Source organism: Pseudomonas sp. microsymbiont 2 (assembly GCF_054788395.1).
Genome location: NZ_CM139112.1, coordinates 2322941 through 2335272, shown reverse-complemented (window position 1 = coordinate 2335272; position 12332 = coordinate 2322941). Strand labels below are relative to the sequence as shown.

Here is a 12332-nt window from a genome sequence, read left to right as displayed (position 1 = left end):
GGGCTTGCCCCGCGATCCGGGGCGAAGTCCCGGCCAGCCGGTGCTGGCTACAGAGGGCATCGCGGGGCAAGCCCGCTCCCACGCCCCCAACTACCGGCCCCGCAACGTCAATCCCGTAAACGTAACCCCACAGGCTCGCCCCTCTGGCACATGCGTGCCGATCGCTACTTGCCTCGCGCCTTGTTGTAGATGGTCTTGGCGCGGTCGGCGGACGCCTGGCAGGTCTTCATGTCACCGTTGGCCTGGGCACCCTTGGCCTCCTTGAGCAGCTCATGGTAGTCGTGCGCCATGCCGCCATGCAGCGCCTGGCCATCGGTCTTGCTGATGTATTCCAGGTCTTTGATCTTGGCGTCACAGTTGGTTGCCGCGCTGTCTTCGGCGTGGGCAGCGAAACTCAACACGGAAGCAATCACTAGCAGTGTCATGGATTTCATGGAGTGTTCTCCTGGGAAACAGCCTGACTACTGGAGTGCGAGCCGGACTGCGGGTCGGCCCAGCAGCAAGGAGAATAGCCCTCCAGCGCATGCCGCGCGCGGCTTCAGCCCAACGGTAGCGACGTCTCGGCCAGCAGGAAGTCGATGAACGCCCGCACCCGCGAGGGCATGTGCCGAGCTTGCGGGTAGATCAGCATGAAGGGCCGCGAGGTCCCGCCATGCTCGGCCAGCACCTCGACCAGCTCGCCGCTGTCCAGGGCGTCCTGCACGGTAAAGCGATAGGCCTGCATCAACCCGCCCCCATGGAGCGCCAGGGTGGTGGTGGCGAGGAAGTCGCCCTGGCAGGTGAACGCGCCCAGGGTATCGAGCTCCACCACCTCGCCCTCACGGCGAAAACTCCAGGGCGGGCGTCGACCGCTGCTGGGCATCTCGAACTGAATGCACTGGTGCCCGGCCAGATCGTCGAGCGTGCGCGGCGTTCCGCAGCGGGCCAGATAATCCGGACTGCCCACGATCACCAACTCGGCCTCTTCGAGGCGCCGTGCGACCAGACGCGAATCGGCTGGCGCTCGCCCGCGAATCGCCAGGTCGAAGTTTTCCTCGAAGAAATCGACGTTGCGATTGCTCACATGCACGTCCACCTGCACCTGCGGATAGTGCTGCTGAAAACGCGGCAACATCGGCAACAGCCGGTAGTGGGCATAGGGCGTGGGAGCACTGAGACGCAGGCGACCGCTGGGCTGGAGCTGGCCACCGGCGACCTGGCGCTCGGCCTCGACCAATTGCCCCAGGGCTTCGCGGCACTGCTGGTAATAGGCCTGGCCGGCCTCGGACAGGCGCATCTGTCGAGTGGTGCGCACGAACAGACGCACGCCCAGGCGCTCCTCCAGACGGCCCACCGAGCGACTCACCGCCGCCGGGGTGACGCCCGCCTGATTGGCGGCCTCGGTAAAGCTGCCAGCATCAGCGGCAAGACAGAACAACTCCAGGCTGCCCAATTGCAGATCGTCGAAATGACGGGTCATGGCGACTCCATTAATTACATGATGTATCGATTGAAATGCCATGCGCCGTATTTTTCAAGCGAGCGTTGCGGCCTAAAGTGGCTCCACCCACGATCAACCGGAGTTCACAGCATGAGCACAGCACGCACCGTCATCATCACCGGCGCCTCCAGCGGCCTGGGCTTCGCCCTCGCCAAGGCGTTCCTCGAGCGCGGCGACAACGTGGTCGGCAATGCCCGCACCGAGGCTCGCCTGGCCGAAGCCGCCGCCCGCCTCGGCAATCCGCGCGGCTTCATCGGCGTGGCCGGCGACATCGCCGAGAAGGCCACCGCAGAGCGGCTGTTCGGCGTGGCCATGGAGACCTTCGGCCAGGTCGATATCCTGGTCAACAATGCGGGAATCTTCATTCCAAAGCCGGTCACCGACTACACCGAGGCCGATGTCGACGCTCTGGTCGGCACCAACCTCAAGGGTTTCTTCTACCCTGCCCAGGCCGCGGCACGGGTGATGAAGGCCCAGGGCCACGGGCATATCGTCGCCATCACCGCCTCGGTGGCGATGCAACCGGACACCCGGGTCCCGGCACTGCTGCCGGTACTGGTCAAGGGCGGCCTGAACCAGGCGGTCAAGGGCCTGGCCCTGGAGCTGGCGAGCAGCGGCGTGCAGGTCAATGCCGTGGCGCCCGGCATCATCGACACCCCGCTGCACGGCGAAGGTGCCGAGGGCCTGGGCGCGCTATCGCCGAGCGGACGCACAGGCAAGCCCGAGGATGTGGTGGATGCCGTGCTATACCTGACCGACGCGCGCTACGTCAGCGGCGTCATCCTGCCGGTCGACGGTGGCAGCACCGCCGGCACCTGGCACTGAAACCTGGAGAATCGCGATGCCCTACGTCCATATCCGCGTGACCGATGAAGGCGTCACCGCCGAACACAAGCGCCAGCTGATCGAAGGCACCACCCGGCTGCTGGAGCAGGTGTTGAACAAACCACCGGCCAGCACCTTCGTGGTGATCGAGGAGGTGCCGACCGACAACTGGGGAGTGGGTGGGGAGACGGTGACGGAGTTGCGAAAGCGCGAGCGGTAAACCCACTCCCACGACATGAACGGGGATCGAGCGGCTGGCGCATACCCTGTGGGAGCGGCTTTAGCCGCGAAGCAAGCGACGCGGTGAGAGGCACCGGCTTCGCCGGTGTTCGCGGCTAAAGCCGCTTGTGTCTTGAGGTGGGATTAGAATCTGGAGTGAGAGCGGTGAATGGCAAGAGCTGAATGCCGCAGGTGCCTTGAGCACGCGTGGGAGCACAAGCTGCCATTCACCGTTCCACTTTGGCGAGAGCCCGAACAGTTGGATGCGGCTCTGATCTCGAATCACAAGCGTGGGCCAAGCCAAAGTCCTCTCACTGTGTTGAGTTTAGGAGGTTTTGGTGATGGCTTCCTTCTTGGGTATCGATGTATCCAGTATCTCGCTCGATGCTGCGGTGCGGCCCCAGGGCATCAAACTGCATATCAGCAATGATCCGAGAGGCTTTGAGGTGCTACTGAAGAGCCTTCGCAAGCTCAGTATCAAGCGCGTCCTGCTAGAGGCAACGGGTGGCTACGAGCGAGATGTCATGCGTTTTCTACAGGACGCTGGCTACAAGGTCATACGCGTCAATCCCAGGCGGGCCAGGTCATTCGCTGACTCTTTGGGCATCAAGGCCAAGACCGACGCCATCGACGCCGAAGTTCTGGCGCACTATGCCGAAGTCATTCCAGATCAACCCTCTCTGCGAGTCAGCCCAGAACGAGCGCTTCTGCGAGAGCTGCTTCAGCAACGTGATCGGTTGGTTCAACAACGAGATGACGACCTGCGACGCCTGAAGCAGGTGCAATCGACTGCAGTCGCTAACTACCTGAATGCCAACCTGAAGCACTTCAAGACGCAGATCAAACTGGTTGAGTGCGAGATCGAACAGCAAACCGCGATGCTGAACGACGAACGGGTTGCCCAGCTGATCACAGTGAAAGGCATTGGGATGGTGACAGCGGGCAAATTAATAGCGCTGCTGCCGGAGCTAGGTCGGGTTGAATCCAGAGAAATTGCCTCCCTGGTCGGGGTCGCGCCCTTCAACCACGACAGCGGGAAGTCCGTGGGCAAGCGTTCTATCTCTGGTGGGCGATTTGCGGTCAGGCGATCGCTGTACATGGCATGCATTGTGGCGATGAAGTACAACCCAGCACTCAAGGCGCGTTATGAGTCACTGCGCGAGCGGGGGAAGCTTCCCAAGGTTGCTATCGTGGCCTGCATGAGGACTTTCATCGTACGGCTAAATGCCATGCTCAGAACGGGCACATCATGGCGCGACCTGGTGCTGCCGCAACCTGAAAGTACAACGTAAATCCAGAACGCTGCGCGATCAGCGTGGAAGCGGGTTTGCCCGCGAAGCCAACACCGTGGTGGATGGCACGGGCTTCGCCCGTGTTCGCGGGCAAGCCCGCTCCCACAGGGATCGCGCCAGATTCTAAAAATTGCGTAAGACAGTTGCTCCCACAAGGGCCTGCCGAATCAATAAGTCATATGCAACCACGGGGCCGTGCCGGCTCCACAAGGCACCTGCGGTATTACCACAGCCCTACTGTCGCAAACGCTCCAGCGCCTCCAGCACGAACCCCGTCGCCGGCTCCACCGCACCGTCCCGGCAGGCAATACCCAGCTGCCGCCACAGCCCCGGCCGCAGCGGGCGCCGGACGATCCTTGGATCATGCGCCTGCACGTCGCCTTCCTGCGGCAGCAAGGTGGCGCCGTAGCCCGCCGCCACCAGGCTCTTGATCGCATCGTTGTAGTTCAATTCGATCCGAGGCTCGGGGTACAGCCCTGCGGCAGCGAACCACTCCGAGGTCACCCGCGACAATTGCGTGGTGCTGTCGTTGAGGATCAACGCCCTTCCCGCCAGCCACATGGGCGTGATCCGGGCCGGTGGCTGCCAGTCGGCGGGCACGTAGGCCATGATCGGGTCGCGCCGCCAGGGCGTGACCCTGAGCCCCTTGCCCGCCATCTGCGGCAGCGCCACCAGGCCGATGTCCAGGGTGCCCTCGCGCAAGCGTGCCAGGGACGCCTGCGAGGTGAGCACCTGGACCTGCACGTCGATGCCCGGATGATCCACCCGCAACGTTTCCAGCATCCTGGGCAGCAGATGGGCGATGGCCCCGGTGGAGGCCCCCAGGCGTACCCGTCCGCTCAGCCCTTCGACCTGACGGCGCACCTCGTCCAGGGCTTGGTCGGCATCGGCCAGCAGGCGCCGGGCACGCGCCAACAGGGTCTCGCCGATGACCGTGGGACGTACCTGCCCACGGGCGCGGGTGAGCAAGGACGCACCGACCCGCGCTTCCAGTTCGGCCACATGCAAGCTGATGGTCGGCGGCGCGAGGTTGAGCTGGCGGGCGGCATCGGCGAAGGAACCCTGGTCGGCGATCACGACCAGGGTACGCAAGCGGTCAAGGCTGATTTCGCGCATGGGACTCCAGAGCGGCTCATGAACATTGTTCAGAAATTCTGAATAAGTGATTCATGATATTCAAATTTTCTTTCTCTTCGACAACGGCGAGCATAGTGCCATCTTCCCGTGATCGGACACTTTCCATGCACCAGCCCCTTGTCTTCATCGACGGCGACCAAGGCACCACCGGCCTGCAGATCCATGCCCGCCTGCGCGGTCGCCAGGACCTGCGCCTGCTCACCCTGCCCGAGGCCGAGCGCAAGAACCCGGCACGCCGCGCCGAGGCGATCAACAGCGCCGACATCGCCCTGCTCTGCCTGCCCGACGAGGCCGCCCGCGAGGCGGTGGCCACGATCAGCAATCCCGCCGTGCGGGTGATCGACGCCAGCTCCGCGCACCGCACCACGCCCGGCTGGGTCTATGGCCTGCCGGAGCTTGACCAGGAGCAGGCGCAGCGCATCGCCCAGGCCACCCGGGTGAGCAACCCCGGTTGCTATCCCACCGGCGCCATCGCCCTGTTGCGCCCATTGATCAAGGCCGGCCTGCTGCCCGGCGACTATCCGCTGAGCATCCATGCCATCTCCGGCTACTCCGGCGGCGGTCGGGCGGCGGTCGAGCGCCACGAGCAGCGCAGCGACGCATACCTGCCGGCGCTGCAACTGTATGGTCTGGAACTGGCGCACAAGCATGTTCCGGAGATCCAGCAGCATGCCGGCCTGGGCGCCCGGCCGGTGTTCGTGCCGGGCTACGGCGACTACCGACAGGGCATCGTGCTGAGCATCCCGTTGCAGTTGCGGCTGTTGCCGGGCGTCAACGCCGAACAGTTGCAGGCCTGCCTCGAACGGCACTACCAGGGCGCCCGCCACGTGCAGGTGCAGCCCCTGCACCAGGCAGGCCCGGCCCCGGCGCTCGACCCGCAGGCGCTGAACGACAGCAACGACCTGCGCCTGGCCCTCTACGCCAACCCCGAGCACGGCCAGGTGTTGCTGACCGCGGTGTTCGACAACCTCGGCAAGGGGGCCTCGGGCGCCGCCGTGCAGAACCTCGACCTGCTGCTGGCTGGGCTGCGCTAGCCATCGGCGGTAGACTGACCACCCCGCGTCGCTTCGACCCGGGGTGTTTCAGCCGGAGCCCGACCCGCGATGTTCATCCTCCGCCGCCTTGACGGTGTGCCACCCGAATCTTTCCAGAACCAGATCCGCCAGCTGGTGATCGACCATGTCGGCCAGCTCAGCAGTGTCGCGATCAGCCCGGACAACCCGCTCTACCCGCTGTACCAGTACGGCGTGGGCATGGAGGCGCATCAGTACCTGATGGCCCTGGACGGTACCCGTGGCCTGGCCGTGGAGTTGATCCTGGCCCTGGATGCCGAGGCACCCGACCGGCTGCTCGGTTTCGCCCTGGCGCTGCCGGCACAGGACGATGCCCAGGCCTGTTCTCTGACCTACCTGGCGGTGCTGCCCAGCCACCGTCGCCAGGGCATCGCCCGGGCGCTGCTGGATGACCTGCGCGCCCGCTATGCCAACGTCGAGCTGAGCGCGTTCGTCGAGCAGGTGCCCTGGTTCGAGGCCATGGGCATGCAAGTGGTGGCCAGCGCCGGACCACAGGTACTGATGAGCAGCACCGGGCGTGCCAGCGGGGCGCTGATCGGGCGGCTGGATATCGCGCCGATCTACCAGAGCACCGAGGTCCGGCAGATTCATGCCTACTTGCTCAAGCAGCAGGGCGAGGAAGCGATGGTGGAGGCCGAGCGGCTGCGCGATGAACGGCTGGACAGTCTGGCGGAACAGGCGCAGGCGTGCGTGAAGCAGCGCCTTACCCGGCATTGACTGACGAACCGCCGAACCACCGGCTGAAGTTGCTCCCACTGCGATCGCACTGACCTGAAGTCTTGCGCTATCCCTGTGGGAGCGGGCTTGCCCGCGAAGCAGGCACCGCGGTGCATCGCACCGGGCGGCTTTCAGGCATGCACCCAGCGTCGATGCAGGCCACGGGCCAGCGCATCGAGCATGAAGCCCAGCACGCCGATCAGCAGCACCATGGCCATCAGCTCGGAATACGCCAGCCGATCGCGGGTATCGAGAATGAAATACCCAAGCCCCGCGCTGACGCCAAGCATCTCGCACGGCACCAGCACGATCCACAGGATGCCGATGGCCAGGCGCACTCCCGTCAAGACATGGCCGATCACCCCTGGCACGATCACCTTGCACAGCGTCTCCCAACGCGTGGCGCTCAGGCTGCGGCTGAGCTGCAACCAGCGCGGATCGAGCTGACGCACGCCAGCGGCGGTATTGAGCAGGATCGGCCACAGCGCGGCAAAGGCCAGCAGGAAGTAGATCGGCTGATCGCCCACGCCCATCAGCATCACCACCACCGGCATCCACGACAACGGCGAGATCATGCGCAGGAACTGGAACGCCGGAGTGGTCGCCGCCTCCAGATGGCGATAGCTGCCCACCAGCAGCCCCAGCGGCACGCCGATCAGCAGCGCCAGCAACAGGCCGACCAGGATGCGCTTGAGGCTCACCCAGACATGCCCATAGACCTCGCCCTGCCCGAGCAGCTCGACCAGGCTCTGCAGCGTGGCTTGGGGCGAAAAGCGCGCCGACAGCCCATCCGCAGCGCCGAACACCTGGACACCGGCCCACCACAGCAACAACAGCGCCACCAGGCCGGCCAGGCCCAGGGCGCCATGCACGACATGCCTGCGCATCAGACCGCGAACTCCTCGCTACGCTGGAAGTTCTCGGCGATGCCGAACGCCGCCGGACCACCCACGGCGGCGATGGCGTTGCGCACGAAACGGTCATCCACCAGGTCGCGCGCGGTCTGCGCCGGATCCAGCCCGGCAAGGAAAGCGCTCTCGCCTTCGATCAGGGTGTTTTTCAGGCGCTTGACCAGTTCCTCGGTATAGCTGGGGAACGGGTATGGCTGGAAGTCGATGCGTTTCTCGTCCCATTGCTGGTGCTGAATCGCGCCACTGGCGATGTAGCTGGCGCGATCCTCGGCCGAAGGCGCCAACACCTTGGCCAGCACCGCCGGTTCGTGCGGTGTGTACTTGTTGGGGCCGGCCTTGGACAGCAGCGCGGCGGCCTCGGCGCGGTGCTCGCGGGTCCATTGCTGGGCCTTGACGATGGCGTTGACCACCTTCTGCGACCACTCTGGACGGTTGTTCAGGTCGTGTTCGTGCATGAACACCACGCAACAGGCGTGGTTGCGCCACACATCGCCGGTGAAGCGCTGCACGCGGCCGACCTTGAGATTCTCGGCCAGGGCGTTGAACGGCTCGGCGACGATGTAGCCGGCGATACGCTTGCTGGCCAGGGCCGGTGGCATGTCCGACGGCGGCAGCACCAGCAGGTTGACCTCGTTGGCCGCCAGCTGCGCGCTGGCAGGCTTGGACACCGGCTTCAGGCCGTTGTCGTTGAGCATCTGCTGCAACACCACATTGTGGATCGAGTACCAGAACGGAATGGCCACGGTCTTGCCGCCGAGCTGCTTCATCTCGGTGATGTCCGGGGCCACGGTCAGCCCCGAGCCACCGACGTGGTTCCAGGCCACGACCTTGGCCGGCACCTTGCTGCCGTAGCGCGCCCACACGGTCATCGGCGACAGCAGGTGGATGACGTTGACCTGTCCGGAGATGAACGCCTCGATCACCTGGGCCCAGCTGCGCAGCAGCACCGGCCGTTCGGCCTTGATGCCCTCGGCCTCGAACAGGCCATTGTTGTGCGCCACCAGCAGCGGCGTGGCGTCGGTGATCGGCAGGTAACCGATGCGCACCGGCGCGTCCGGCTCGGCGGCGGCGCGCGCCTGCAGGCTCGACAGCAGCGGCACGGCACCGGCGGCGGTCAGCATGGCGCTCAGCTTGAGGAAATCGCGACGGGACGTCGTGGAACAGCAGTCATCCATGCACATGGACAGCCTCCGAGGGCAAGGGGGATGGAGTGGGTTCGGCTGTGCGGCTTGCCCGCCGAAGGGTCTTCAGAATCTCGATGCGCAACGCGCCCAGTTCCTCGACCCGCTGCGCGCGCGGCTGCGGCAGGTCGATACGCCATTGGCCGAGGGTGCGCGCCGGCTGGTTGCCCAGCAGCAGCACGCGATCGGACAGCAGCAGGGCTTCGTCGATGTCATGGGTGATCAGCACGGCGGCGGTGTTGTGGGTGGCGATCAGCTGCAGCAGCAGTTGCTGCATATCGGCGCGGGTCACCTCGTCCAGAGCGCCGAACGGCTCGTCCAGCAGCAGCACCTCGGGCTGGCGCGCCAGGCAACGCGCCAGCGCCGTGCGCTGCGCCATGCCGCCGGACAACTGCGCCGGATACTGGCCTCGGGCGTGGGCCAGGCCCACCGCCTCGATGGCATGGTCGATCCGTGCCCGGCGCTCGCTCGCGGGCAGCTTGGGTTGCCGGGCGAAATCCAGGCCGAAGGCGACGTTCTTTTCCAGGCTCAACCAAGGCAACAGGCTGGGGTCCTGGAACGCCACCGCCAGGCGCGGATGCGGCCCTTGCAACGGTTCGCCATGCAGGCTGACACTGCCGCCCCGCGCCTGCTGCAGGCCGGCCAGCACGCGCAGCAGGCTGGACTTGCCGACGCCGCTGGGGCCTAGGATGGTGACGACCTCCCCCGGCGCCAGCGACAGGTCGAACTGTTCCAGCACCGCCTGCCAGCCGCCCTCGCGCGGGTAGCCCAGGCTGATAGCGCGGGCTTCGAGCAACACGTCGGTCATGCAGTGGCCGCCTGACGTTGCAGTTCGGCGCGCAGTTGCACCAGGCTGGGGGTGACGATCGGCACGAAGGCCGATTCCCGCCAGCGGCGCGCGAAGCCTTCGCCATAGGCCGTCAGGTAGGCCCTGCCACCACTGGCCTGCAGTTCGAGCTGCACGGCATCGGCGGCGCTTTCGGCCAGGGTGATGCGCAGCTTGAACAGGGCCGCCGGCTGGGCGAGGAAGCGCCCGTCGAGCAGCCCTTGCTTGAGCTCGCCGACAGTATTCTCCAGGCGCTCCTTGAGCACCTGGCGAGCCTCTTCGAGGAACGAGCCACGCCCCTGCAAATGCGCCTGCACCTCATCCAGCGCGCGGCGCGCCAGGCCAATGGCCATGCCGCACTGCAGCGCCAGGAACGCCGGGCGCACCTTGGGCAGGAACTCGCGGGCATTGTCATGCAGCAGCCAGTCGCGGGCCAGCGGCACCTGGTGGAAGGCCAGCGCCGCGGTGTTGCTCGACTGCAGGCCCATCAGTTGCAGGTCGTCGGAGCGCTCCAGGCCCGGCGCGCTCGAGGGAATGGCCACCACGAACGGCGCGCCGCCCGCCTCGTCCTCGATGGCCGCGGCCACCACGAAACCGCTCTTGCGCAGGTTGGTCACCCAGTGCAGACGACCTTCGAGGTTCCAGCCATCGGCTTCGGCGCGAGCGCGTACCTGCAGCGCTTCGATGCCGGAAAGGAACTTCATGGCGTTGGAAAGCCCGGTGGCCCCAGCCAGCTCGCCCTTGAGCAGGCCGGGCATCAGCCGTTCGCACAGCACCCGGTTGGGGCTTTGCAACAGGTATTCGATGAAAGCGCGCTGCCCCCAGCAGACGAAAGCCGCGGCCAGCGAGCGGCTGGCAATCGCCGCGATGGCTTCGACCGCCTCGGTGACGTCGCCGCCCGAGCCGCCCAAGGCCGGGTCGACACCGATACGCAGCAGCTGCGACTCGGCAAGGTGCGCCAGCACCAGATGCGGATCGCACTGGCCCTGGTCGATGGCCTCGGCATTGGCATCCAGCCACTGTCGAAATGCGTGATCAAGCATGTCCCTACTCCTTTTGAAACGCCGGGCGCGCCGGCACCAGGCGTCGATTACGCCGAAGGCTGCCAGCGGTACTTGCCAAGCTCGTCGTTGAGCGGCGTCTGGGCGAACACATTAGCAAAGTTGCACAAGGTTGCGAGGCTCACGCCGAGAATCACTTCCAGGGCATTGCCCTCGCTGAAGCCTGCGTCGCGGAAGGCCTGGTAGGTAGCGTCGCTGACATTGCCACGGGTGGCGATGACTTCGCGGGCGAACTCGGCGAGGGTCTCGTAGCGGGCATCGGGCAACTCGCCACGGGCACGCAGGGCGTCGACCACTTCCTGGGGCAGCTTGGCCTTGTTCAGTGCCACGGCGGTGTGGCCGGCGACACAGAAATCACAGCCGTGCTGGGTGGCCGCGATCAGCTGTACCACTTCGCGCTCGGCCAGGGTCAGCTCGGACTTGCCGTTGAGGGCCGAAACGGTGACGTAGGTTTCCAGCGCGGCCGGGGCGTTGGCAAGGATGCCCAGCAGGTTGGGAATGAAGCCGGAGTTCTTCTGCGCGTTCTCCAGGAACGGACGTGCGGCTTCCGGAGCGGTCTGCAGGCTGTGTAGAGTGATGCGCGCGGACATTGGAGTGGTCTCCTTTGATGTAGGTCGCTACAGTCTGTTGGTTATAAGAAGTAGCATCCATATTCATCAGTCGCCTTTCCTTGCTCCAGAGTCTTTGCATTAGATGATTTCATCCAGCCATCTTGTCGATTGGTTATTAGAGAGCCTGGAGCTCGACGCCAGCCTGTTCCATGTCGGCCGTTACTGCGGCGGCTGGCACGCCAGCACCCAAGGCATGGGCCGGGCCAGTTTCCACCTGGTGGTACAGGGCCATTGCTGGCTGCACATCGACGGCCAGCCCGAGCCTGTGCGGCTGGACAGTGGCGATGCGGTGTTCCTGCTGCGCGACCTGGCCTATCGGCTGTCCAGCGATCAGGACCCGGCCACGGCCTGCGCCCAGCCGCGCCGGACCATGCAGGCACTCGATAGCGAAGCGGCCGATGGCGTGGGGCTGGTCTGCGGCTTCTTCCATTTCCATTCGGGCCTGTCGTCGCTGATCGTCGAAGGGCTGGCCGACTGGATTCTGCTGCGCGCCGACGACCCGACCGGCAGCGCGGCGCGGGCGCTGTTCGAGCTGATCCTGGAGGAATGCCGGCGGCCGCAACCTTCCGAGACCGTGCTCGAACGCCTCACCCATCTGCTGTTTCTGTATGTGCTGCGCCAGCAGGTACATGCTGGCCAGTCGCTCGGCGGCCTGGTCGCCCTCGCCCGCCAGCCGGCGTTCGCCGTGTTGCTCGAGCGGCTGATCGAGCAACCGGGGCAAGCGTGGACGCTGCAGAGCATGGCCGCGTGTACCGGGCTGTCGCGGTCGGCGTTCTTCAAGCGCTTCAACGAACTGGCCGGGCAGTCGCCCGGGCAGGTGCTGCTGGCGCTGCGCATGCGCCATGCGTGCCAGCTGCTTCGGGCGGGGAACACCGTCGAGCAGGTCGGGGCGCAGGCAGGCTACCAGTCAGTGGCGGCGTTCACCCGGGCATTCGCCAAGGCGGTGGGGGTACAACCGGGGGCTTATCGCAAGCAGCATGAGGGGCGCCTGGGTTGATC

The 12332-nt window shown here is 65.7% G+C and carries 14 protein-coding genes; 6 read left to right on the top strand and 8 right to left on the bottom strand.

The genetic code is table 11. From position 1 onward, the window contains the following. Nucleotides 1–164: 164 nt before the first annotated feature. Both ACYUME_RS10710 and ACYUME_RS10705 read right to left on the bottom strand, forming a co-directional pair. Complete coding sequence (locus tag ACYUME_RS10710) at nt 165–434, bottom strand: hypothetical protein (protein ID WP_279885813.1); 270 nt, start codon at nt 432–434, stop codon at nt 165–167. A 104-nt stretch (nt 435–538) separates the two neighbouring features. Beyond that, entirely contained in the window at nt 539–1459 is a 921-nt protein-coding gene (locus ACYUME_RS10705; RefSeq protein WP_460418824.1) for a LysR family transcriptional regulator, read from the bottom strand. A gap of 111 nt (nt 1460–1570) precedes the next feature. Here ACYUME_RS10705 and ACYUME_RS10700 point away from each other — a divergent pair, with 111 nt between their 5' ends. The 3 genes from ACYUME_RS10700 to ACYUME_RS10690 all read left to right on the top strand — a co-directional run bounded on the left by ACYUME_RS10700 (nt 1571) and on the right by ACYUME_RS10690 (nt 3816). Further along, a complete protein-coding gene (locus ACYUME_RS10700; protein ID WP_279885817.1) occupies nt 1571–2305 on the top strand; it encodes an SDR family NAD(P)-dependent oxidoreductase in 735 nt (244 codons plus the stop codon). 16 nt (nt 2306–2321) lie between these two features. Continuing rightward, entirely contained in the window at nt 2322–2525 is a 204-nt protein-coding gene (locus ACYUME_RS10695) for a tautomerase family protein (protein ID WP_279885819.1), read from the top strand. Between the two features lie 340 nt (nt 2526–2865). Next, nucleotides 2866–3816: an IS110 family transposase gene (locus tag ACYUME_RS10690; protein ID WP_460415301.1), complete on the top strand. Its 951-nt coding sequence runs from the start codon at nt 2866–2868 to the stop codon at nt 3814–3816. A 234-nt stretch (nt 3817–4050) separates the two neighbouring features. Here the strand turns inward: ACYUME_RS10690 and ACYUME_RS10685 are convergent, their stop codons facing one another. Further along, nucleotides 4051–4932 carry a LysR family transcriptional regulator gene (locus ACYUME_RS10685; RefSeq protein ID WP_460418823.1) on the bottom strand — a complete coding sequence of 294 codons (882 nt, stop codon included), beginning with the start codon at nt 4930–4932 and terminating at the stop codon, nt 4051–4053. 125 nt (nt 4933–5057) lie between these two features. Between ACYUME_RS10685 and argC the strand changes: the two genes are divergently transcribed. Both argC and ACYUME_RS10675 read left to right on the top strand, forming a co-directional pair. Further along, nucleotides 5058–5987, top strand: coding sequence for an N-acetyl-gamma-glutamyl-phosphate reductase (argC, locus tag ACYUME_RS10680; RefSeq protein ID WP_460418822.1), 930 nt, complete (start codon nt 5058–5060; stop codon nt 5985–5987). Between the two features lie 69 nt (nt 5988–6056). Next, a complete protein-coding gene (locus ACYUME_RS10675) occupies nt 6057–6743 on the top strand; it encodes a GNAT family N-acetyltransferase (protein WP_279885825.1) in 687 nt (228 codons plus the stop codon). 131 nt (nt 6744–6874) lie between these two features. Here the strand turns inward: ACYUME_RS10675 and ACYUME_RS10670 are convergent, their stop codons facing one another. From ACYUME_RS10670 to ACYUME_RS10650, 5 genes are read right to left on the bottom strand one after another with little or no spacing between them, the layout of a single operon-like run. Then, on the bottom strand, nt 6875–7630 hold the full coding sequence (locus tag ACYUME_RS10670; protein WP_460418821.1) for an ABC transporter permease: 756 nt from the start codon (nt 7628–7630) through the stop codon (nt 6875–6877). Continuing rightward, a complete protein-coding gene (locus tag ACYUME_RS10665; RefSeq protein ID WP_460418820.1) occupies nt 7630–8835 on the bottom strand; it encodes an ABC transporter substrate-binding protein in 1206 nt (401 codons plus the stop codon). Before ACYUME_RS10665 ends, ACYUME_RS10670 begins: the two co-directional genes overlap by 1 nt. After that, a complete protein-coding gene (locus ACYUME_RS10660) occupies nt 8822–9643 on the bottom strand; it encodes an ABC transporter ATP-binding protein (RefSeq protein WP_279885830.1) in 822 nt (273 codons plus the stop codon). The genes ACYUME_RS10665 and ACYUME_RS10660 overlap by 14 nt, the downstream gene beginning before the upstream one ends. Further along, on the bottom strand, nt 9640–10704 hold the full coding sequence (locus tag ACYUME_RS10655; protein ID WP_460418819.1) for an acyl-CoA dehydrogenase: 1065 nt from the start codon (nt 10702–10704) through the stop codon (nt 9640–9642). Before ACYUME_RS10655 ends, ACYUME_RS10660 begins: the two co-directional genes overlap by 4 nt. 47 nt (nt 10705–10751) lie before the next feature. Then, nucleotides 10752–11312, bottom strand: a complete 561-nt coding sequence (locus tag ACYUME_RS10650; RefSeq protein ID WP_279885834.1) for a carboxymuconolactone decarboxylase family protein — start codon at nt 11310–11312, stop codon at nt 10752–10754. A 103-nt stretch (nt 11313–11415) separates the two neighbouring features. Between ACYUME_RS10650 and ACYUME_RS10645 the strand changes: the two genes are divergently transcribed. Then, nucleotides 11416–12330: an AraC family transcriptional regulator gene (locus ACYUME_RS10645; protein WP_460418818.1), complete on the top strand. Its 915-nt coding sequence runs from the start codon at nt 11416–11418 to the stop codon at nt 12328–12330. Nucleotides 12331–12332 lie beyond the last annotated feature (2 nt).

Bases quoted from the DNA above. Each gene is read 5' to 3' on its own strand.
- ACYUME_RS10675 (WP_279885825.1), top strand. From the start codon at position 6,057: ATGTTCATCCTCCGCCGCCTTGACGGTGTGCCACCCGAATCTTTCCAG.
- ACYUME_RS10700 (WP_279885817.1), top strand. From the start codon at position 1,571: ATGAGCACAGCACGCACCGTCATCATCACCGGCGCCTCCAGCGGCCTG.
- ACYUME_RS10710 (WP_279885813.1), bottom strand. From the start codon at position 434: ATGAAATCCATGACACTGCTAGTGATTGCTTCCGTGTTGAGTTTCGCT.
- ACYUME_RS10670 (WP_460418821.1), bottom strand. From the start codon at position 7,630: ATGCGCAGGCATGTCGTGCATGGCGCCCTGGGCCTGGCCGGCCTGGTG.
- ACYUME_RS10690 (WP_460415301.1), top strand. From the start codon at position 2,866: ATGGCTTCCTTCTTGGGTATCGATGTATCCAGTATCTCGCTCGATGCT.
- ACYUME_RS10705 (WP_460418824.1), bottom strand. From the start codon at position 1,459: ATGACCCGTCATTTCGACGATCTGCAATTGGGCAGCCTGGAGTTGTTC.
- ACYUME_RS10665 (WP_460418820.1), bottom strand. From the start codon at position 8,835: ATGTGCATGGATGACTGCTGTTCCACGACGTCCCGTCGCGATTTCCTC.
- ACYUME_RS10650 (WP_279885834.1), bottom strand. From the start codon at position 11,312: ATGTCCGCGCGCATCACTCTACACAGCCTGCAGACCGCTCCGGAAGCC.
- ACYUME_RS10695 (WP_279885819.1), top strand. From the start codon at position 2,322: ATGCCCTACGTCCATATCCGCGTGACCGATGAAGGCGTCACCGCCGAA.
- ACYUME_RS10685 (WP_460418823.1), bottom strand. From the start codon at position 4,932: ATGCGCGAAATCAGCCTTGACCGCTTGCGTACCCTGGTCGTGATCGCC.
- argC (WP_460418822.1), top strand. From the start codon at position 5,058: ATGCACCAGCCCCTTGTCTTCATCGACGGCGACCAAGGCACCACCGGC.
- ACYUME_RS10660 (WP_279885830.1), bottom strand. From the start codon at position 9,643: ATGACCGACGTGTTGCTCGAAGCCCGCGCTATCAGCCTGGGCTACCCG.
- ACYUME_RS10655 (WP_460418819.1), bottom strand. From the start codon at position 10,704: ATGCTTGATCACGCATTTCGACAGTGGCTGGATGCCAATGCCGAGGCC.
- ACYUME_RS10645 (WP_460418818.1), top strand. From the start codon at position 11,416: ATGATTTCATCCAGCCATCTTGTCGATTGGTTATTAGAGAGCCTGGAG.